This window comes from Streptomyces sp. NPDC000348 (assembly GCF_042898795.1).
Taxonomy (GTDB): domain Bacteria; phylum Actinomycetota; class Actinomycetes; order Streptomycetales; family Streptomycetaceae; genus Streptomyces.
Window position 1 is genome coordinate 1 of record NZ_JBIAZD010000012.1, and the last position, 19,630, is coordinate 19,630.

Consider the following 19,630-nt stretch of genomic DNA (forward strand, 5'->3'; position numbering starts at 1 on the left):
AACGTCAACCTCAAGATCCTGCTCTTCAACAACCGCATCTACGGCCTCACCAAGGGCCAGTACAGCCCGACCTCCGAACTCGGCAAGATCACCAAATCCACCCCGATGGGCTCCCTGGACGCCCCCTTCAACCCGGTCTCGCTCGCGATCGGCGCGGAGGCGTCCTTCGTCGCCCGCACCGTCGACTCCGACCGCAAGCACCTCACCGAGGTGCTGCGCCAGGCCGCCGACCACCCCGGCACCGCCCTGGTGGAGATCTACCAGAACTGCAACATCTTCAACGACGGCGCCTTCGACGTCCTCAAGGACCGCCAGCAGGCCCAGGAGGCCGTGATCCGCCTGGAACACGGGCAGCCGATCCGCTTCGGCACCGACGGCGCCAAGGGCGTCGTCCGGGACCGGGCCACCGGCGACCTGCGGGTGGTCACCGTGACCGCGGACAACGCGGCCGACGTCCTCGTCCACGACGCCCACGCCGCCTCCCCCACCACCGCCTTCGCCCTCTCCCGGCTCGCCGACCCCGACACCCTGCACCACACCCCCATCGGCGTCTTCCGCTCCGTCGACCGGCCCGTCTACGACACCCTCATGGCCGACCAGCTCGACACCGCCGTCCAGCAGCACGGCAAGGGCGACCTCGCCACCCTCCTCACCGGCGGCGACACCTGGACCGTCGCCGGCGCGAAGGACCGGTAGGTGGTGCTGCGTCCGGTGCCGCGCCCCGCCGGCCTGTTCGACCAGGTGGTCGTCCGGCTGCGCCGGCAGATCACCTCGGGGGCGTGGCCGGTGGGCTCCCGCATCCCGACCGAGCCGGAACTGGTCCAGCAGCTCGGGGTGGCCCGCAACACCGTCCGGGAGGCCGTGCGGGCGCTCGCCCACAACGGCCTCCTGGACATCCGCCACGGTTCGGGCACCTACGTCCTGGCGACCAGCGAGCTGGAGGGGGTGATGCGGCGCCGCTTCGCCGCCGTCGGACAGCGTGACGTCATCGACGTACGCGACGCCCTGGAGGTGGCCGCGGCGAGGCTGGCCGCCCTGCACCGGACGGAGGAGGACCTGCGGCACCTGGACGGGTCACTGGGCGCCGGCGCCGCCTTCCACCGGGCGCTCGTGTCCGCCTCCCACAACGAGGTGCTGATCACGCTGTACTCGGACCTGACCCGGCTGCTGCCGCCGGACCGCGCCGCCTGCGCCCCGGCCGCGTCCGGCGACCACGCCCGTCTGCTCGCCGCCGTCCACGCCTCGGCCTCCCGCACGGCCGCCGACGAGGCCGCGTCCCACGCCTCGGCGTGCCACCTCGGCCACTGATCCGACCGGCACGGCAGGCCGGGCCGCGGTCCGTCCGCTCAGAACGGGATCTCGAAGTGGACCGTGGAGACGCCCGGACCGTGTTCGCCGGTGGTGCGGGCGTCGAAGATCTCCTTGGCCGTGCTGCGCCAGAAGGCCTCCGCGCCCTCGACGTCCACGTTGGTGTGCAGGTAGATGCACTCGTAGCCGGGGGTGCCCGCGACGAAGTCGCACGCCGCCTCGACCAGCGTGCGCGCGAGGCCGCGGCGCCGGTGCTCCGGGCGCACGTAGACACGGGCCAGTTGGGCGGTGGTGCCGGACGGATAGCGTTCGGCCAGCCAGCGGGGGTGCGGCGGATGGGCCGGGCCCCGGGAGTGCACGCCGGTGGTGGCGACCACCTCGCCGTCGTGGAGGGCCACGAGCAGGACGTGGCGGGGGTCGTCGAGGTAGGTGCCCTCGAGGTCCGTGACGTCCCGGTGCCAGCGGGGCACGTATCCGTACCCGAACTCCTTGTAGAACGTGTCGAGCATGACGGTGCGGGCGCCGTCGGTGTCCGCGGGGGTGGCGGGACGCACGGTGTAACCGGCGGGTGCGGTCCGACTCATCGCGAGATCCTTCCGTATCGGGGCCCTCACAGTACCTGACAATGAAAATGATTACCGATATCGTGGCGCCCGTCGCGGCTCCGGCGTCGGGGCCGTGCCGTACGCGACGACACGAAAAGGGGAGCCGTGGCTCATCTGCTGGTGGTCGAGAGCTGGGTCGGATCGATGAGCAGGCTGCTGCCGCGGGCGATCCGGGAGAGCGGACACGAGTTCACGTTCCTCACCCGCGATCTGCACCACTACCTGCGCTCGGCGCCCGAGGGCGCGGCGCACCCGCTGCTCGGGGCGCGCAACGTGATCACCGCGGACACCAACGACACCGAGACCCTGCTGCCCCGGGTGGAGCGGCTGCACGCCGTGTTCGGCTTCGACGCGGTGGTCACCTCCTGCGACTACTACCTGCCGACGGTGGCGCGGACGGCCGCCCGGCTCGGGCTGCCCGGACCGGCTCCCGAGGCGGTCGAGAACGCCTGCCGCAAGGACGCCACCCGCCGGGTGCTGGCCGGGGCCGGGGTGCCCGGACCGCGGTTCGCGGTGCACGAGGAATGGGCCGAACTCACCCGTGCGGCGCAGGAGATCGGCTACCCGCTGGTGGTCAAGCCCGTCGACCTGTGCGCCGGCATGTACGTACGACGGGTGGACGACGAGGAGCAGCTCGCCGCCGCCGTCAAGGCGCTGGCCGACTTCCCGGTCAACGCGCGCGGGCAGCGGCGGGCGCCCGTCGTGCTGCTCGAGGAGCTCCTGGACGGCCCGGAGGTGAGCGTCGAGACGGTGTCGCACGCGGGCGCGGTCCACGTCATCGGCGTGACCGACAAGAGCGTCGGCGGAGCGCCCGCGTTCATCGAGACCGGTCACATGTTCCCCGCCGCCCTGTCCCCCGCGGACGCCGAGGCCGCCGAGCGGACCGCGCTCGGCGCGCTCGAGGCGCTCGGGCTGACGGACGGTGTGGTGGCGCACACCGAGATCAAGCTGACCTCCGCCGGGCCGCGCGTGGTCGAGGTCAACCCGCGGCCCGCCGGGAACCGCATCACCGAGCTGATACGGCATGTCACCGGCATCGACCTCGCCGCGGCCTTCGTGGACGTCTGTCTGGGCCGCGCCCCCGACCTGCGGCGCACGGACACCGGACTGCGCAGCGCCGCCATCGGCTTCCTCGTGCCGCAGGCGGCCGGCACGCTCGAAGCGCTGGACGCCGGACCCGTGCGGAGCGCGCCGGACGTGCTGGAGGTGCAACTCGCGGAGCCGGGGCGGCAGGTGAAGGCGGCGGGCAGCAACAACGAGTACCTGGGCCACGTGATGGCGGGTGACCCGGCCGGCGCCGGCGCCCGCGCCCGGGTCGAGTCGCTGCTCGGCGAGCTGCGGTCCGGGCTGGTGGTCCGATGAGCCCCGCCGCCCCGGCGTCCGCCCGCGCGGCGACGTACCCCGCGCTCCTCGCCCTCGCCCGCGCCGGCGGACTCGGCCCGGATCCGGCCGGTCTGCGGATCTCCGTGGCCTTCACCACCCGGCAGGCCGTACGGCACGAAGGACGCGGCACCGGTTACCGCAACGAGGTGCTCAGCCTGCGGCTGGCCGAGGCCGTCGGCAGTTGCGCGGTCGAGCCCGGCGCACTGCCCGACAGCGCGGTGGAGGAGTGCGTCGGCACGGACGTGGCCCGCCTGCTGGAGCATCCGCTGCAGCCGGTGCGGGTCGCCGCGCTCGACGCGTACCTGATGCACGTCACCCCGCACACCCCGGACCACGGGGCGGAGCCCGTCGCCCTGCCCGCCGGTACGTCGCTGGAGCGGTCCCGAGCCCGGGCGCGGGCCGTGGCCGAGCTGCTCGACCTGCCGCCCGGGGCGACGGTGCTGGTCGTCGGTGTGGTCAACTCCCTGCTGGAGGCGCTGCGTTCACGAGGGATCGGCTATGTGCCGTGCGACCTCAAGGGCGGGGTCACCGAGTGGGGCGAGCCGGTCGTCACCGACGCCCTCGCCGCGGCCGGCGGCTGTGACGCGCTGCTCGTGTCCGGGATGACACTGGGCAACGGGACCTTCGAACCGCTGCGGGAGCACGCGCTGCGGCAGGACAAGCAGCTGGTGATGTTCGCCCAGACCGGCAGCGCCGTCCTCCCGCGTTTCCTGGGGCACGGGGTGAGCGCGGTGTGCGCGGAGCCGTACCCCTTCTTCTGGCTGGACGGCGGCCCCGGCACCGTCCACCGCTATCGCGCCGGCCGTCCGGGAGGCACCCGGTGACCACCGCCGCCGCACGGCCCGCCGCCCGCCCGGAACTGCTCGCGCTGCTCGGCGGCACCCCCGTCGTCCGCATCACCACCGGGCTGCCCGGACCGCACCCCGGCTTCTGGGCCAAGCTCGAAGGGCTCGCCGCGGGCGGGATGAAGGCGCGGGCCGCCGTCTCGATGCTGATGGGCGCCCGTGAGCGCGGTGAACTGCGGCCCGGCGCCCCGGTGGTGGAGTCCACCTCCGGCACCCTCGGCATCGGGCTCGCCTTCGCCGGACAGGCCCTCGGCCATCCCGTCGTACTGGTCTGCGACAGCGAACTGGAAACTTCCATGCGGCAGTTACTGCGCTCGTACGGGGTGCGGCTGGAGATCGTGGACCGGCCCGCTCCGCAGGGCGGCTGGCAGGCCGCGCGCCTCGCCCGGCTGCGCGAACTGCTCGCCGTGCTGCCCGGCGCGTACTGGCCCGACCAGTACAACAACCCGGACAACACCGCCGGTTACGCCTCGCTGGCCGCCGAACTGGCCGACCGGCTGGACCACGTGGACGTCCTGGTGTGCAGCGTGGGCACCGGCGGGCACAGTGCCGGCGTGATCGGGCCGCTGCGCCGGCACTGGCCCGCGCTGCGGCTGATCGGCGTCGACTCCACCGGCTCCACCATCTTCGGCCAGCCCGCCCGGCCCCGGCTGATGCGCGGCCTGGGCAGCAGCATCCATCCGCGCAACGTCGCCTACGACGCCTTCGACGAGGTGCACTGGGTGGGCCCCGCCGAGGCCGTGGACAGCTGTCGCCGGCTGGCCCGGGGCAGCTTCGTCAGCGGCGGCTGGAGCACCGGCGCGGTCGCCCGCGTCGCCGCCTGGGCGGCCCGGGTCCATCCCGGCGCGGTCGTCGCCACCGTCTTCCCCGACGGGCCGCACCGCTACCTCGGCACCGTCTACGACGACGACTTCACCGCCGCCCACGGCGTGGACCCGGCCGCGGCGGCCACCCGCCCCGTGCAGATCCCGCACCCGTACGCGGCCGAGGCCACCGGCTGGGCGCGGTGCACCCGCGTCGCCGACCCGCTCGCACGTCCGGAGGGGGACCGGTGAGGACCGGCCTGCGCACCGTGCGCCTCGAACTCGCCGAGCCGCTGCGCATATCCCGCTCGACGATGTCCGCCCGTGACGCCGTGTGGCTGAGCGTCGAGCACGAGGGCGTGACCGGCCACGGCGAGGCCGTCAGCAGCGTCTACTACCGGCTCGACGCCGAGAGCCTCGGCCGCCACTTCACCGCCGTGGGCGCGGACCTGGCCCGCTTCCCCGACCCCGAGAGCGCCCTGGAGGCGCTCCGCACCGGCGGGTTGACGGCCGCCGGCACTCCCCCGGCCGTGACCGGCGCCGTCGGGGCGGCCCTGCTGGACCTCGTCGGCAAGCGCGCGGACAGTCCCGTCCACCGGCTCCTGGGCACCCCAAAGACCCCCGAGGCGGCCACCGCCCGCACCATCGGCATCACCTCCCCCGCGCACGCGGCGGCGCAGGCCCGCTCCCTGACGGCCGGCGGCTTCGAGGTGCTCAAGGTCAAGGCGGGGGCGGCCGATCCCGAGGAGGACGTCGAGCGGGTACGGGCCGTCCGGGACGCCGCGCCCCGCGCCCGGCTGCTCCTCGACCCCAACGGCGCCTGGACCGCGGGGCAGGCGCGGGCGCTGCTGCCCCGGTTCGCCGAACTCGGCGTCGAGGCCGTCGAACAGCCCCTCGCCCCCGGTGATCCGGAGGCCCTGGCGGCGCTGGCCGAGCGCTCACCGCTGCCGGTCGTGGCCGACGAGGACGCCGTGGACCTGGAGGACGTGCGCCGCCTGGCCGGGCGGGTCCACGGCGTCAACGTGAAGCTCGCCAAGTGCGGCGGGGTGCACGCGGCCCTGCGCATCGCGGAGCTGATCGACGGCAGCGGCACGGAGCTGATGCTGGGCTGCCTGGCCGCCAGCAGCCTCGGGCTCGCGCCCGCCGTGCACCTCGCCGACCGGGCCCGCTGGGCCGACCTGGACGGGCACCTGCTGCTCGCCCGCGACCCGTGGGCCGGCATCGGCGGCGAGGACGGCCGGGTACGGGCGAGCGGCCTGCCCGGACTGGGCGTCTTACCGCGGGAGGGGCGCCGTGAAGACCTGGCATGAGATACGCCGCTTCCCGCTCGCGGTTCAGCTCCTGCTGGTCAACCAGCTCGGCGTCAACACCGGCTTCTACCTCCTCATCCCCTACCTCGCCACCCACCTCACCGAGAACCTGGGCATGTCGGCCGCCGTCGTCGGCGTCGTCCTCGGGGTGAGGAACCTCAGCCAGCAGGGCCTGTTCGTCATCGGCGGCTCCGCCGCCGACCGGCTCGGCGCGCGGGGCGTGATCATTGCCGGCTGTGCCCTGCGCACCGCGGGCTTCGCGCTGTTCGCGCTCGGCGACCACGTGGCCGTCCTGCTCGCCGCGTCCGTCCTCAGCGGGTTCGCGGGGGCGCTGTTCAACCCCGCCGTCCGGGCCTACCTCGCGCAGGAGGCCGAGGAGCGCAGGGCCGAGGCGTTCGCCCTGTTCAACGTGTTCGCCACCACCGGCGCGCTGATCGGGCCGCTGCTGGGCAGCGCGCTGCTGCTCGTGGACTTCCGCACGTCGGCGCTGACCGCCGCCGGGATCTTCGCGGTCCTGACGGTCGCGCAGGCCCTGGTGCTGCCCGCCCGGCAGGTCGAGCCGAGCGGGGGCGGCGTGCTCGCCGACTGGCGGGAAGTGCTCGGCAACCGGGCCTTCCTGGCCTTCTCGCTCGCCATGGCCGGCCTGTTCACCCTGGAGAGCCAGCTGTACCTGCTGCTGCCCGACGGCGCCCGGCGGGCCACCGGCTGGGACGGCTCCGCCGGTCTCGTCTTCCTCGTCGGCGCCCTCGCCAACCTCATGTTCCAGCTGCGCCTCACCCGCGCGCTCAAACAGCGCGGGGACCGGGCCCGTTGGATCGCGGCGGGGCTGGGCCTCATGGCGCTGGCCTTCCTGCCGCCCGCCCTGGCCGCCACGGCGTCCGGCGGCCCGGACGGCGTGGCCGACGCGACGCTGCGGGTGCTGCCCGTGCTGGCCGGCGCCCTGCTGCTGTACCTCGGGCTGATGGCCGCCCAGCCGTTCGTGATGGACATGATCCCCGCCTTCGGCCGCTCCGGACTGACCGGCACGTACTTCGGCGTCTTCTACGTCGTCTCGGGCGTCGCCGCCGCGGTCGGCAACACCGTCGTCGGCTGGGCCATGGACGCCGGGCGGCACGGCGACGCCGCGTGGCTGCCGTGGACGTGCTGCGCGCTGGCCGGGCTCGCCTCCGCGCTCGGCGTCGTCCGGCTGCGCCGGCTGGGGTCGCTGCCCGCGCCGCCGGCACCCGCCGTACCCGCGACCGCCCGAGGAAGGACCCCGGCATGACCTCCACGGTGCACAACCTGCTCACCGACAACCCCGCGCTGTACGAGGCCCGTTTCCCCGACCCCGACCGGCTGGCCGGGCGCTGGACGGAGGACTGCCTGCGTCGGCACGGCGCCGGGAGGCGCGTGCTGGACCTGGGCTGCGGCACCGGCCGCGACGCCGCCCATCTGCACGGCGCGGGGCGCGAGGTGACCGGCGCGGACCTCTCCGGGGCGATGCTCGCCCACGCCCGCGACCACCATCCCGGACCCGAGTACGTCCGTGCCGACCTGCACGGATTCGACCTGGGGCAGGGGGCGTTCGACGCCGTGGTGTGCCTGGACAGCGCCCTGCTGTACTGCCACACCAACGAGCAGCTCGACGGCTTCCTGTCCTCCTGCCGCCGCGCCCTGGCCCCGGGGGGCCTGCTCGTCGCGGAGATGCGCAACGGCGCGTACTTCCTCGGCCGCACCGACCTCCTCGACACGCCCAGGAGCAACGAGTTCACCTGGCGGGGCACCGTCCACCGGTCCGTCACCACCCTCACGGTGGACCGTACGGAGCAGTTGCTGCGCCGCCGGCGCGTGTGGACCGCGGACGACGGGTCGGAGCCCGTCGAGCAGCGGTCCGCGTGGCGGCTGCTGTTCCCGCAGGAGCTGCGCCACCTGCTGGCCGCGCACGGTTTCGAGGTCCTGGAACTCCACGACGGACCGGGCCCGCGCACCGAGCCGCCGTGGCACGAGGGCCTGCTCCCCGGCCGGACCACCGACGCCGACCGGCTGCACGTGGTGGCCCGCTCGACCAAGCCGCCCACCGGCACGATCACACCCTGAAGGAAGCGCACATGCACGACGAATCCACTCGCCCCCTCCCCTCCCCGGACCGCTTCCCGGAGCTGCGCCGCCGCGGCTTCCTCGCCGCGACCGGTCTCGGCGCGCTCACCCTGGCCGGCTGCGGCGGCGGCTCCGGTTCCGGTGGCGGCGAGGGCAAGGGCGACGGCTCGCCGAAGAAGGGCGGGCGGCTGCGCGCCGCGTTCGCGGGCGGCGGCGCGAGCGAGACCCTCGACCCGCACCTCGCCAACCTGTTCGCCGACGTCGCCCGCGCCAAGGCCCTGTTCGACAAGCTCGCCGACTACGGCGCCGACCTCTCCGCCCAGCCCCGCCTCGCCGAGAAGTGGGAGGCCGACAAGTCGCTGGACCGGTGGCGGGTCACCCTGCGCGAGGCCACCTTCCACGACGGCAGACCGGTCACCGCCGAGGACGTCCTCTACAGCTACCGCCGTATCGCCGACCCGAAGCAGGCGTTCCGCGCCAAGGCGTCCCTGGAGCCCATCGACCTCGACGCCAGCCGCGCCACCGGCGAACGCGCGATCGAGTTCGTGCTGAAGCGGCCCACGGCCGAATTCCCCAACATCCTGGCCGCGTTCGGCGCGTACATCGTGCCCGAGAACGCCACCGGGTTCGACGAGCAGCCGGTCGGCTCGGGTCCGTTCCGCTTCGTGTCGTTCACGCCGGGCCGTTCGGCGGTCTTCCGCCGCTACGACGACTACTGGGAGGGCGCCCCGCACCTCGACGAGATCGAGTTCGTCGTGGCGAACGAGGAGTCGGCCCGGGTCAACGCGCTGCTCGGCGGGCAGGTCGAGTACGCCCACGAGCTCAACCCCGCCACCGCCCGCGCCCACGAGGACCAGGGGCGGATCGAGATCGTGCGGCTGCGGGGCAGCGCCATGCAGGCGTTCTGCATGAAGACCGACCGGCCGCCCTTCGACGACGAGCGGGTGCGCCAGGCGTTCTTCCTCATCGCCGACCGGCGGGAACTCGTCGACGGCGCGCTGTCCGGCGCGGGCGAGGTCGGCAACGACCTGTTCGGCAAGGGCTACGAGTACTACGCCGACGGTCTGCCCCAGCGCGAACAGGACCTCGACAGGGCGCGTGCCCTGCTGAAGCAGGCCGGCGCCGAGGACCTGAAGGTGACCCTGGACACCTCCGCCGTCGCCGCCGGGTTCACCGAGGCCGCCAGCATCTTCCGCGACCAGGCGAAGAAGGCCGGGGTCACCGTCGAGGTGAGGATGGGCAGCAAGGACTCCTACTGGAGCGACATCCTCGACAACGGCGCCCTGTGCTGCTACCGCTCCGGCGCCATGCCCATCGAGGCGCACATCTCCCAGCGGCTGCTCACCGACTCGACCACCAACGCCACCAAGTGGCGGCACAAGGACTTCGACGCGCTGTACCAGCAGGCGCAGTCCACCCGCGACAAGACGGAGCGCGCCGCCGTCTACGAGCGCATGCAGCGCCGCCTGTACGCCGAGGGCGGCTTCCTGATCTGGGGATTCGCCGACTGGATCATCGGCACCGCCCGCACCGTCAAGGGCGTCGACACCAAGGCGCCCGCCAACACCCTCGACTGGGCCCGCTTCGACACGGTGTGGCTCGCGTGAGCGGACTGCGCTCCTTCGTCGTCCGGCGGCTGTTCCTCGGCGCGCTGCAGACCGTGGCCGTGGTGCTGCTGGTCTTCGCGCTCACCGAGGCGCTGCCGGGCGACGCCGCGGTCGCCCTCGCCGGCGACCAGCCCGACCCGGCCCGGATCGCGGCCATCCGGGAGGCGATGGAGCTCGACCGGCCGGCGTGGGAGCGGCTGGCCGACTGGGCGACCGGGCTGCTCCACGGCGACCTCGGCACCTCCCTGGTCTCCGGCCGTCCGGTGAGCCAGTACCTCGCCGACGGCTTCGGCCCCACCCTGCTGCTGGCCTCGCTGACCGTGGTGCTGCTCGTCCCGGCCGGCTTCGGGCTCGGGGTGCTGGCCGCCCGGTACGCGGGCCGGCCGGCCGACCGGCTGATCAGCTCCGTGACGCTCGCCGTGTACGCCGTCCCCGAGTTCGCCCTCGGGGTGCTGCTGGTGACCGTGTTCGCCCTGCGCCTCGGCTGGCTGCCGCCGACCGCCGTCGGCTACGGCACCGACCTGCTCGCCCACCCGGCCGCGCTGGTCCTGCCCGTGCTGGTGCTGCTGTCACGGCCGGTGTGCTCGCTGGTACGGCTGGTGCGCGCGGGCATGATCGACGCGCTCGCCTCCCCGTACGTGGCGCAGGCCCGCCGCTACGGCGTGTCCGGCGCCCGCATCCGGTACACGCACGCGCTGCCGGGCGCCCTGGCTCCCGCCGCCCAGCAGCTCGCCCGCACCGTCGACTGGCTGCTGTGCGGTGTCATCGTCGTGGAGGCCCTGTATGTGATCCCCGGGCTCGGCACCGTACTGCTGGGCGCCGTCGCCGAACGCGACGTGCCCGTCGTCCAGGGGCTGGCGGTGGTGTTCGGCGTCCTGACCGTCGTACTGAACCTGGGCGCCGACCTGGTCGCCCACCGGCTCGCGCCCCGGGCGGGGGTGGCCGCGTGAGCGCCCCGCGCACGGGCCGCTTCGCCCTCGGCCTCACGATCGTCGCCGTACCCCTCCTCCTCGCCCTGCTCGGCCCGGTGTTCGCGGGCGATCCGGGGCCGCGGTCCGCGTCGTTCACACTGGGCGACGGCCACTGGCTCGGCACCGACTTCGTGGGCCGGGACGTGTGGCGGCAGGTGCTGCACGGCGGGCGGCCGGTGGTGCTGACCGCGCTCGCCGCGACCGCCCTGGCCTATCTGGTCGCCCTCCCGGTCGGGCTGATCAGCGCGCTCACCCGGCACCGTCTGCTGGAGGAGCTGCTGATGCGGCCCCTGGACGTGCTGCTCGCCGTCCCGTCGCTGCTGCTGATCCTGCTGGCCGCCACGGTGTTCTCGCCGGGCGCCGTCGGTCTCGCCCTGCTGGTCGCCCTGGCCAACGTGCCCGACGCGGCCCGGCTGGTGCGTGCCGCCGCCGCCGAGGCCGCCGCCCGGCCCGCGGTCGAGGCGCTGCGCATGCAGGGCGAGACGTGGTGGCGGATGGCCGTCGGCTACGTCGGCCGCTCCATGCTGCGCACCCTGGCCGCCGACGCCGGCACCCGGCTGACCGGCGTGCTCTACCTGGTCGCCACCGCCGCGTTCCTCGGTGTCGGCGTGGCGCCCGACGCCGCCGACTGGGCGGTCATGGTCGACCGCAACCGGACGGGGCTGTTCGTCCAGCCGTGGGCCGTGGTCGTCCCCGCCGTGCTGATCGTGGCGCTGACGACGGGGACGAACCTCCTCTTCGACGCCGCGCTGGACGAGGGCGGGCGCCGGGGCCCGCGCCGCACAGAGAAGGAAGCACGCCCGTGAAGCACGAGTACGAGAAGGGCACCGGCGGGGAGGCCGGCGTGGATGCCGGCGGAGACACCGACGTGCGTGCCTCCGCGGACACCGGTGGGGATGCCGGTGCGCACGCCGACATGGACACCGGCAGGCATGTCGGTGCGCACGCCGACGCGGACACCGACGCGGACACCGGCGGGGACACCGGTGGGGATGCCGGCGCGCACGCCGACATGGACACCGACGGGGACACCAGCGGGGACACCGGTGGGGATGCCGGTGCGCACGCCGACGCGGGCACCGGCGGGGATCCCGTCGCCGAGGTCCGCGGCCTGCGCGTCGTCGTCGACGGGCGGGCGATCGTCGACGGAGTGAGCCTGCGGGTCCTGCCCGGCAGGGTCACGGCACTGATCGGCGCGTCCGGCAGCGGCAAGACCACCACCGGCCTCGCCCTGCTCGGCGAGTACCCGGCGGGCGCCCAGGTCACCGGCGACGTGCGGGTGGCCGCCGACGGCCTCGTCGGCTACGTCCCCCAGCATCCGGCGGCGGCCCTCAACCCCGCCCGCCGGGTCTCCGCGCTGCTGACCGACATCGCCCGCGCCCAGGTGCGCCGGCTGCCGGTGCGGCAACGCCGGGCGGCGGCCCGCGACCGCGTCCTGCACGCCCTGGCGGAGGCCCAGCTCCCGGACGGCGAAACCCTGGTGCGCCGCTACCCGCACCAGCTCTCCGGCGGCCAGCAGCAACGCGTCGTCCTCGCCCAGGCACTGCTGCTCGGCGCGCGCGTCGTCGTCGCCGACGAGCCCACCACGGGCCAGGACGCCCTGACCAAGAGCCGCATCGTCGAGCAGCTCACGGCGGTCGCCGCCCGCGGCATCGCGGTGGTGCTGCTCAGCCACGACCTGGACGTGGTGCGCGCGCTCGCCGACGAGGTGGTGGTCCTGCGGGCGGGCCGGGTCGTCGAGTCGGGCCCGGCCCGGCAGGTCCTGCTCTCGCCCCGGCACGAGTGGACCCGCGAACTGCTGGGCGGACGTGGGGAGTCGACGGGCCCGGAGGACCCGGCCGGCGACACCGGGCCGTCGGCACCACGGGTACGCGAACCGCTCGGCGACCGGACGGAGTCACCGCTGCCCGGCTCCCCGGCCGGCGACACCGGGCCGCCCGTCCTGCGGGTGCGCGGTCTGACCGCCCGCCACCGCGACGGCGCCCGCGGCACGGCCGTCGTCCTGCGCGCCCCCGAACTCGACCTGTACCCGGGCCGGTCGCTCGCCGTCGTCGGCCGGTCCGGCAGCGGCAAGACCACCCTGGCCCGCTGCCTCGCCGGCCTCCACCGGGACCACGACGGCGAGATCCTGCTGGACGGCACGCCGCTGCCGCGAAGCCTGCGCGACCGCGGCCGCGCACAGCTCGCGGCCGTGCAGTACGTCTTCCAGGACGCGCACGCCGCCTTCGACGAACACCGCCCCGTCGTGCGGCAGGTCGCCCGCACCGCGGTCCGCCTGCGCGGCACCGACCCGGAGACGGCGGCCCGGGAGGCGCTGGCCACCCTGGCCGGCCTCGGGATCCCGGAGGACCTGGCCCACCGCCGCCCCGGCCGGCTCTCCGGCGGCGAACTCCAGCGCGCCGCCCTGGCCCGCGCCCTGCTCGCCCGCCCCCGCGTCCTGGTCTGCGACGAGATCACCTCCGGCCTCGACACGCTCACCCGCCGGGGCATCCTCGACGCGCTCACCGCACTGGTCCGAGGCCACGGCGACCTGTCCCTGGTCCTGATCACCCACGACCTGGACACGGCCGCCCTGGCCCACCGCGTCGCCGTCCTGGACGCGGGCGAACTCGTCGAACAGGGGCCGACCGAAGTGGTCCTGACCAGCCCGGCCCACCCGTTCACCGCGTCCCTCGTCCGTGCGACGACCGGTGCGTGACCCGTGTGCCGCGCGTGGGGTCAGTGGCCCACCGAGAACGTGGCGTCGGCGCGGTCCGTGGCCGTGCCGACCGGGTCGACGCGCAGGGCGTAGCCGGAGTGGCGGATGTACCGGGTGGGGTTGTTGTGGGAGCGGAAGGAGGACCAGGAGGCGTCGGCCAGGCCGGCGACCCGGTGGAAGGTGGCGTCCTGGGCGAAGGTGCCGGTGCCGTCGTTCGCGTCGAGGCGGAGCACGTAGTCGTAGTGGCGCAGGTAGCGGGTGGGGTGGCTGACCGACTGGAAGGAGACGCCGGAGGAGTCGGCCAGCCCGGGGACCAGCTTCCACTGCGCGTCGGTGTACGGGTCGAAGGGGTAGGTGTCGATCCGTGCCAGGTAGTCGGCGTGACGGACGTAACGGGCCGGGTAGTTGTACGACTTCAGCCGGTTCCAGGCGGGGGCGCCCCAGCGGGCCAGCAGGTTGGTGTGCTCGGTGGCGGTGATCGGGGCGATGGTGCAGTGCTTGGCGTTGACCGGGTGGGTGTACAGCTTCTGGTCCACCGGGGTCCAGGTGCCGGCCGCGAGGTCGGTGGTCCGCCAGGCGTAGAAGACGCCGTTGGGGGTGTAGGTGTCGCCCCATAGGTACCAGGTGTTCGAGGTCAGGGACTTCACGAGGGTGGGCGCCTCCGTCCCCCCGTGGGCGACCGACGTGCTGAACGGTGTGAAGCTGCCCGGGTTCAGTGAGGTGGAGCGGGCGCCGACCAGGCCGCCGGTGCTGCTGCTCTTGAAGTACAGGTAGTTGACGCCGTTCACGCCCACCGCCATGTCGCCGTCGATGACGTCGTAGCCGGGGTCGAAGAAGACCTGGGGGGCGGAGACGGTCGTGAAGTCGCTGGTGTAGTTCACCATCAGGACGTTGTGGCCGGTGGAGTTCACGGCCGAGTAGAGGATGGCGTACTGGCCGCGGCCCGCGTCCCAGAAGGCTTCCGGGGCCCAGCTGTGGGTGACCATGTCGTGCAGGTGGGGGCGGCGGTAGTTGGTGAAGGTGCGCAGGTCGGCGGAGTCCCACACGTGGATGGTCTGGCTGTTGTACCCCCAGTCGGTGCCCTTGAGGTCCGTGGCCAGCACGATGAAGCCGCCCTCGCGCTTGCGCATGATGAACGGGTCGCGCAGGCCGCCGGCGCCGGCGGTGGGGGTGACGACGGGGTTGTTCTGGTTCAGCGGCGTCCAGCTGAGGGAGTCCGTGCTGACGGCCAGGTGCAGGCCGTAGTCGGTGCCGAGACCGTTCGGCGACTCCGTGAAGTACCCCATGACGTAGGCGGAGTCGGCGGCGTGGGCGGACCGGGCGCCCAGGGACAGGTCGGCGGCCAGGGCCGCCGTCGTGGCCGTGGCGGCACCGAGGAACAGTCTGCGGGACGGCATGGCCTGGCTGCGGGGGCGTACGCTCATCGGCTCTCCAGGTGAGTGTGGGGCGGGTGCGCGAACGGAGCGGACGTGGCAGGCGGAACAGCCCTCTTTCGTTCGACATGACGAACGAGGTTCGGGGGGCCGGTCAGAAAGTAGGGCTCGACCGACGGCGCGTCAATGCTTTCCGCAGGAACGGCGAACGGCGCGGCACCGGCGCCGCGTGCCCGGCTCGGCAGCGATTCCCGATGACCCGCCGCCGGGAATCCGCGTACGCGGAGTCAGCGTACGAGCACGTTCGGTGGACGGTACGTGTCACTCGGTGTGACGATGACGGCCAGTCAGAAGTGGCGGGAACGTGGCACATGCGCGGGAGGTGGCCGACGGTGGCCCATGAGAACACGGACGGCGGGGCGGGGGCGGGGAGTTGCGGTGAGCCCGGGACCTCGGACAGCCTGCGCACCTTCGGCGCGTTCGTCCAGGCCCTGCGGGAACACGCGGGCCTCAGCCGGGAGGAGTTCGCCGCCCTGGTCTGCTTCTCGAAGCACACGGTGGCCTCGGTGGAGCTGGGACGCCGGATGCCGGACCGGGGCTTCGTGGAGCGTGCGGAGGAGGCGACCGGCAACACCGGCGCGCTGCGCAGGGCCGCGCCGCATCTGTCGCGGCAGGCCGGGCTGGCGAGCTGGTTCCGGCAGTGGGCGCGGCTGGAGACGCAGGCGGTGACCCTGTGGACGTACGAGTGCCGGGTGGTACCCGGTCTGCTGCAGACGGAACGCTACGCGCGGGCGGTGACGGAGAGCGTCCCGCCGGTGAAGGACGAGGAACAGGTGACCGAGCAGGTCACGGCCCGGCTGGAACGCCATCGACTGTTCGACCGCAGACCGCCGATCACGTTCAGCTTCATCATCGAGCAGGCACTGCTCGAGCGTGGCACCGGAGGCCCGGACGTGACGCGGGAGTTGCTCGACAGCCTCCTGGAGCGGTCGTCGCAGTTCAACGTCGAGCTGCAGATCATGCCGACCCACCAGCCGGACCACGCCGGTTTCGACGGGCCGTTGATGCTCCTGGAGTCGCCGGACAACAAGTGGTTCGGCTACGCGGAGGGACAGCGCGGCGGGATGCTGGTCCCGGACCCGAAGGAGGTCAGCATCTTGCTCCAGCGGTATGCGAGACTGCGCTCGCAGGCTCTCGCCTCGGACGACTCCAGGAGCCTGCTGAAGCGACTGCGAGGAGCGCTATGAGCAGCACCGACGAACGGGCCTGGTTCAAGAGCAGCTACAGCGGTTCCGACGGCGACGCCTGCGTCGAGGTGGCGCGGGGCACGCGGGCGGTCCACGTCCGGGACTCCAAGGACCGGCACAGCCCCGAACTCGCCCTCTCCCCCACCGCGTGGAACGACTTCGTCACCTACGCCGCCCGGGGCTGACCTTCACCCACCGCCCCGTGCCGGATCCGTCCGGCACGGGGCGGTGCAACCCTCGGAGGGCCCGGGACGTTCCCCCTTCCGGCCCGCCCGTGCCGTGCCACCTCCCCGGGCGATGACTGAGAGCCACCGTCCTGCCCGTGACTGCCCGAGGACGTCCCGGTCGGTGTCGGTATCGGTCGCCGCCGGCACCGTGACCCGCGTCCGGGTGGGATCGAGGACGGCGAAGGCCACGTCCGCCGTGTCGTGGTGGAACCAGTCCGTGAAGGCCATGAAGCGCAGCCACCGGTGGTCCGCGGGGACACGCGAGATGCGTTCACACGTGATGCGTGGTGGAAGAGTCACGCCAGTTGCCTCAAGTGCTGGACCAGCACACGGAGATCCTAGGGACGGAAGCGTTCCGGATCTTCGTTCCCTACGCCGCCCGGCCGTTCCGAATCGGAACCGTCACCTCCCGCGACCGGAGTGTCCCCATCCATCCAATCTTCACAACTCGCTTGAGATGTTTACGCACTTACTGTCCGGTAGGGGCGGCCGCCGACCGCGTCCCGCTCTCACGGAGGCGTCACCGCGCCGGAGACGCGGGCGGGCGCGGCATCGAGGAGACCGCGGGGCCGGGACGGGTTCGGGGCGACGGCGGTGGCGAGGAGGGCCGCGCCGTCGGCGAGCGGCGTGAGTACGCGGTGTCCGCGTTCCGGGGCGCGATGCCCGAACCGGCGCCCCGGCTGCGGTGTCCGCCCCTGGCCGACGGCCCGGGTGACCGTCTCGTGCCCGAGCCCGCGGTGAAGGGCAGGGGCGCGGCGCCCAGTTCTTCGGCGAGCGACGCGGTGGCCACGCGGCAGCACTCCAGGGCCTCGCCCTGCCGTCCCGGCCAAGTCCGCCGACCGGTAAGCGCTTTTCGGACAAACTGGAGGCGATCCGGGTGGGCAGAGACAACCCGGAGGGTGCCCGGCGGCCTCTCATGATCCGAACAACGCGGCCCCGCACGTCAGTTGGGGTCGTGCTGCTCGTCCACGTTCCATGACGCACTCGAAAGCCGGAAGCACGAGGACTGATGACCAGACTCCACAAGGGCCGCCCCAACCGCCTGGCCCACCCCTCCATCGCCGTCGCCGCGGCCATCGCCGCGGCCGCGGGCGTCGTCGCCGCCGCGCCCGACGCGAAGTCCGAGGAACCGACGCCGAAGCTCAGCCTGATCGCCGCCTCCACCTCCGTGACGCTCGACTCGTGGAGGGAGGATCCCGGGGTCTATCTCGACCTCGGGACGTACCTCACCTCCGAGAACGGCGCCTTCGAGCTCAAGGTGACCCGGAAGTCCTACAAGGACCCGGTCGTCGCCCAGCAGATCCTCCGGAACGGGAAGAAGACCCGGACCAGGACGCTCCCCGCCGGGATCGTGAACGACTTCGCCGGACTGCCGGACTTCACGCAGATCACCCTCACCGACGCGGCCGGCTCGACGGTGCTGGAGAAGACCGAGACGTTCTGCCCCAACAACGCCTCGGGGCGGGTCCGGCCGGACGCCCCCGCCAACTCGAAGTATCCGGAGAGCTGTCCGACGAACCCCTTCACCCTCGGTTCGGTATGGGGCGTCGAGAACGGCTGGGCGTCCAACACCTACTCGGGGCACTACACCGAGGCGGTCCAGCTGGACGCCGGCACCTACACCGCCGAGATCAACGTGGCCAAGAAGTATCGTGATCTCTTCGGCATCGCCGACAAGCCGCAGACCGTCAAGGTGGTCGTCCGCGAGCGCAGCTGGGAGGACGAGGAGAGGGCCGGCGCCCGCACCCCGGCGAGGACCACCGCCTCCGGGCACAGCGCCCACGCGCAGCACGACGCACACGCGCAGCACAGCGCCCACGCGCAGCACGGGGCCGCCGCGGGCACCCCGGCCCCCGGCGCCGTGACGAGCGGCGCCGGGCCCTCGTACAACGCCGGCCACGGACCCTACCCGTCGGCTCCGCCCGCCCTGCCGTGGGCGCTGAAGAGGAAGTCCCTGGGGCGGCAGGCCCTCGCCACCGCCGAGGTCGGTGACGGTCCCGGACAGACCGACGGTTCGCGGCAGGCACCGGGCGCCCGGCCCAACGCGAAGCGGCCCGCCGGCAAGGCGTCCGTTCCCGACGTGCCGAAGCCCGACCTGCGCTCGCTGCCCGCGTTCGGCATCACCGTCAGCGACGGCTACGAGGAGGTGCCCGGCAAGGACTACCTCGCCTTCAGCGCCAACGTGTGGAACGCGGGCCCCGCCAAGCTCGTCGTGGACGGCTTCCGCTCCCCGGGCAAGGAAGTGATGGACGCCTACCAGTACTTCTACGACGCCGACGGCAAGCAGGTCGGATACACCCCGACCGGCGGCATGGAATGGGACCCGCGTCCCGGCCACGAGCACTGGCACTTCCTGGACTTCGCCAGTTACCGGCTGCTGACGGCCGACCAGAAGGAAACGGTGCGCAGCGGCAAGGAGGCGTTCTGCCTGGCCAACACCGACGCCGTCGACTACACGGTGAAGAACGCCGACTGGCACCCGGACAACACGGACCTGTCCACCGCGTGCGGTCAGGAGAACTCCATCTCCGTCCGCGAGGTGCTCGACGTCGGCTCCGGTGACACCTACACCCAGGACCTGCCCGGCCAGTCCTTCGACATCACGGACCTGCCGAACGGCACGTACTACATCCAGGTCCTCGCCAACCCGGAGAACCGGCTCCAGGAGACCGACCACAGCAACAACAGCGCGCTGCGGGAGGTCGTCCTGGGCGGCGAGAAGGGCGCCCGTACGGTGACGGTCCCCCCGCACCACCTGGTGGACGCCAACTGACCCGCCCGTAACGGCCGGGGCTGCTCCGGAGACGAACCGGAGCCGCCCCGGCCCGCCGGTGCCGCGGCGGGCTGCGGTGGCCCTGGCCTCGCCAAGGAGGGCGATCCGGGCGCGGGGGCCTGCGGGCGCTCGCCCAGGGCCAGGGCGATGACGTCCACCTCGTGTTTGGTGCGGGCCGCGGGGTCCGCCACTTCGGTGGTGCCGACCGGACCGGGCAGGCCGCCGGGAAGCAGGGTGTGGGCGTACCGGCGGGTGAAGGTGCGGGCGAGGTCCTCGAAGTGGGGGCCGTCTCATCCACCGAAAATTCCCGCCAACCTGGATCGACCACGACATGTCTAAGTCCACTTAGACGAAATTCGTCCAGCTCGACTTTCCCCATGACCGGCAGGGGCCGCGACACCCCG

The 19,630-nt window shown here is 73.5% G+C and carries 18 protein-coding genes and 1 pseudogene; 15 read left to right on the forward strand and 4 right to left on the reverse strand.

Translation table 11 applies throughout. The annotated features are described in order from the left end of the window. Window positions 1-696: thiamine pyrophosphate-dependent enzyme (locus ACFY3N_RS23135; protein WP_390818596.1), on the forward strand; the 696-nt coding region annotated here is incomplete at its 5' end. 3 nt (window positions 697-699) lie between these two features. After that, complete coding sequence (locus ACFY3N_RS23140; protein ID WP_390818785.1) at window positions 700-1,308, forward strand: FadR/GntR family transcriptional regulator; 609 nt, start codon at window positions 700-702, stop codon at window positions 1,306-1,308. 38 nt (window positions 1,309-1,346) lie between these two features. Here ACFY3N_RS23140 and ACFY3N_RS23145 read toward each other — a convergent pair whose 3' ends face one another. Then, window positions 1,347-1,892, reverse strand: a complete 546-nt coding sequence (locus ACFY3N_RS23145) for a GNAT family N-acetyltransferase (protein ID WP_390818597.1) — start codon at window positions 1,890-1,892, stop codon at window positions 1,347-1,349. Window positions 1,893-2,018: 126 nt separating this feature from the next. Here ACFY3N_RS23145 and ACFY3N_RS23150 point away from each other — a divergent pair, with 126 nt between their 5' ends. The 10 genes from ACFY3N_RS23150 to ACFY3N_RS23195 all read left to right on the forward strand — a co-directional run bounded on the left by ACFY3N_RS23150 (window position 2,019) and on the right by ACFY3N_RS23195 (window position 13,606). Next, on the forward strand, window positions 2,019-3,275 hold the full coding sequence (locus tag ACFY3N_RS23150) for an ATP-grasp domain-containing protein (protein WP_390818598.1): 1,257 nt from the start codon (window positions 2,019-2,021) through the stop codon (window positions 3,273-3,275). Then, window positions 3,272-4,120, forward strand: a complete 849-nt coding sequence (locus ACFY3N_RS23155) for a Rossmann-like domain-containing protein (RefSeq protein WP_390818600.1) — start codon at window positions 3,272-3,274, stop codon at window positions 4,118-4,120. Before ACFY3N_RS23150 ends, ACFY3N_RS23155 begins: the two co-directional genes overlap by 4 nt. Then, the gene (locus ACFY3N_RS23160; RefSeq protein WP_390818602.1) at window positions 4,117-5,196 is read left to right on the forward strand and encodes a PLP-dependent cysteine synthase family protein; all 1,080 of its coding nucleotides are present in this window, start codon (window positions 4,117-4,119) and stop codon (window positions 5,194-5,196) included. The genes ACFY3N_RS23155 and ACFY3N_RS23160 overlap by 4 nt, the downstream gene beginning before the upstream one ends. Further along, on the forward strand, window positions 5,193-6,254 hold the full coding sequence (locus ACFY3N_RS23165; RefSeq protein ID WP_390818603.1) for a dipeptide epimerase: 1,062 nt from the start codon (window positions 5,193-5,195) through the stop codon (window positions 6,252-6,254). The genes ACFY3N_RS23160 and ACFY3N_RS23165 overlap by 4 nt, the downstream gene beginning before the upstream one ends. Next, the gene (locus ACFY3N_RS23170; RefSeq protein WP_390818604.1) at window positions 6,238-7,518 is read left to right on the forward strand and encodes an MFS transporter; all 1,281 of its coding nucleotides are present in this window, start codon (window positions 6,238-6,240) and stop codon (window positions 7,516-7,518) included. Before ACFY3N_RS23165 ends, ACFY3N_RS23170 begins: the two co-directional genes overlap by 17 nt. Then, complete coding sequence (locus ACFY3N_RS23175; RefSeq protein WP_390818605.1) at window positions 7,515-8,330, forward strand: class I SAM-dependent methyltransferase; 816 nt, start codon at window positions 7,515-7,517, stop codon at window positions 8,328-8,330. The genes ACFY3N_RS23170 and ACFY3N_RS23175 overlap by 4 nt, the downstream gene beginning before the upstream one ends. Before the next feature lie 11 nt (window positions 8,331-8,341). Further along, window positions 8,342-9,937, forward strand: coding sequence for an ABC transporter substrate-binding protein (locus ACFY3N_RS23180; RefSeq protein WP_390818606.1), 1,596 nt, complete (start codon window positions 8,342-8,344; stop codon window positions 9,935-9,937). Next, on the forward strand, window positions 9,934-10,887 hold the full coding sequence (locus ACFY3N_RS23185) for an ABC transporter permease (protein WP_390818607.1): 954 nt from the start codon (window positions 9,934-9,936) through the stop codon (window positions 10,885-10,887). The genes ACFY3N_RS23180 and ACFY3N_RS23185 overlap by 4 nt, the downstream gene beginning before the upstream one ends. Further along, on the forward strand, window positions 10,884-11,714 hold the full coding sequence (locus tag ACFY3N_RS23190; RefSeq protein WP_390818608.1) for an ABC transporter permease subunit: 831 nt from the start codon (window positions 10,884-10,886) through the stop codon (window positions 11,712-11,714). Before ACFY3N_RS23185 ends, ACFY3N_RS23190 begins: the two co-directional genes overlap by 4 nt. A gap of 206 nt (window positions 11,715-11,920) precedes the next feature. After that, window positions 11,921-13,606 (forward strand): ABC transporter ATP-binding protein, encoded by a 1,686-nt coding sequence (locus tag ACFY3N_RS23195; protein WP_390818786.1) that lies wholly within the window; start codon window positions 11,921-11,923, stop codon window positions 13,604-13,606. A 20-nt stretch (window positions 13,607-13,626) separates the two neighbouring features. Here the strand turns inward: ACFY3N_RS23195 and ACFY3N_RS23200 are convergent, their stop codons facing one another. After that, window positions 13,627-15,030 carry a glycoside hydrolase family 43 protein gene (locus tag ACFY3N_RS23200; RefSeq protein ID WP_390818609.1) on the reverse strand — a complete coding sequence of 468 codons (1,404 nt, stop codon included), beginning with the start codon at window positions 15,028-15,030 and terminating at the stop codon, window positions 13,627-13,629. Between the two features lie 341 nt (window positions 15,031-15,371). Here ACFY3N_RS23200 and ACFY3N_RS23205 point away from each other — a divergent pair, with 341 nt between their 5' ends. Together ACFY3N_RS23205 and ACFY3N_RS23210 are read left to right on the forward strand one after the other, a co-directional pair. Continuing rightward, window positions 15,372-16,226 carry a helix-turn-helix domain-containing protein gene (locus ACFY3N_RS23205; RefSeq protein WP_390818610.1) on the forward strand — a complete coding sequence of 285 codons (855 nt, stop codon included), beginning with the start codon at window positions 15,372-15,374 and terminating at the stop codon, window positions 16,224-16,226. Further along, a complete protein-coding gene (locus ACFY3N_RS23210; RefSeq protein WP_390818611.1) occupies window positions 16,223-16,411 on the forward strand; it encodes a DUF397 domain-containing protein in 189 nt (62 codons plus the stop codon). Before ACFY3N_RS23205 ends, ACFY3N_RS23210 begins: the two co-directional genes overlap by 4 nt. Window positions 16,412-16,414: 3 nt before the next feature. Here the strand turns inward: ACFY3N_RS23210 and ACFY3N_RS23215 are convergent, their stop codons facing one another. Continuing rightward, the gene (locus ACFY3N_RS23215) at window positions 16,415-16,753 is read right to left on the reverse strand and encodes a DUF6183 family protein (RefSeq protein WP_390818612.1); all 339 of its coding nucleotides are present in this window, start codon (window positions 16,751-16,753) and stop codon (window positions 16,415-16,417) included. A gap of 709 nt (window positions 16,754-17,462) precedes the next feature. Between ACFY3N_RS23215 and ACFY3N_RS23220 the strand changes: the two genes are divergently transcribed. Then, window positions 17,463-19,226, forward strand: coding sequence for a lysyl oxidase family protein (locus ACFY3N_RS23220; protein WP_390818613.1), 1,764 nt, complete (start codon window positions 17,463-17,465; stop codon window positions 19,224-19,226). 39 nt (window positions 19,227-19,265) lie between these two features. Here the strand turns inward: ACFY3N_RS23220 and ACFY3N_RS23225 are convergent. Then, window positions 19,266-19,513: pseudogene (locus ACFY3N_RS23225) on the reverse strand (ATP-binding protein); the annotation flags it as partial. Between the last annotated feature and the right edge of the window lie 117 nt (window positions 19,514-19,630).

Coding starts and splice junctions, on each gene's coding strand:
- ACFY3N_RS23145 (WP_390818597.1), bottom strand. CDS start 1,892: ATGAGTCGGACCGCACCCGCCGGTTACACCGTGCGTCCCGCCACCCCC.
- ACFY3N_RS23155 (WP_390818600.1), top strand. CDS start 3,272: ATGAGCCCCGCCGCCCCGGCGTCCGCCCGCGCGGCGACGTACCCCGCG.
- ACFY3N_RS23175 (WP_390818605.1), top strand. CDS start 7,515: ATGACCTCCACGGTGCACAACCTGCTCACCGACAACCCCGCGCTGTAC.
- ACFY3N_RS23180 (WP_390818606.1), top strand. CDS start 8,342: ATGCACGACGAATCCACTCGCCCCCTCCCCTCCCCGGACCGCTTCCCG.
- ACFY3N_RS23195 (WP_390818786.1), top strand. CDS start 11,921: ATGGACACCGACGGGGACACCAGCGGGGACACCGGTGGGGATGCCGGT.
- ACFY3N_RS23200 (WP_390818609.1), bottom strand. CDS start 15,030: ATGAGCGTACGCCCCCGCAGCCAGGCCATGCCGTCCCGCAGACTGTTC.
- ACFY3N_RS23210 (WP_390818611.1), top strand. CDS start 16,223: ATGAGCAGCACCGACGAACGGGCCTGGTTCAAGAGCAGCTACAGCGGT.
- ACFY3N_RS23220 (WP_390818613.1), top strand. CDS start 17,463: ATGACCAGACTCCACAAGGGCCGCCCCAACCGCCTGGCCCACCCCTCC.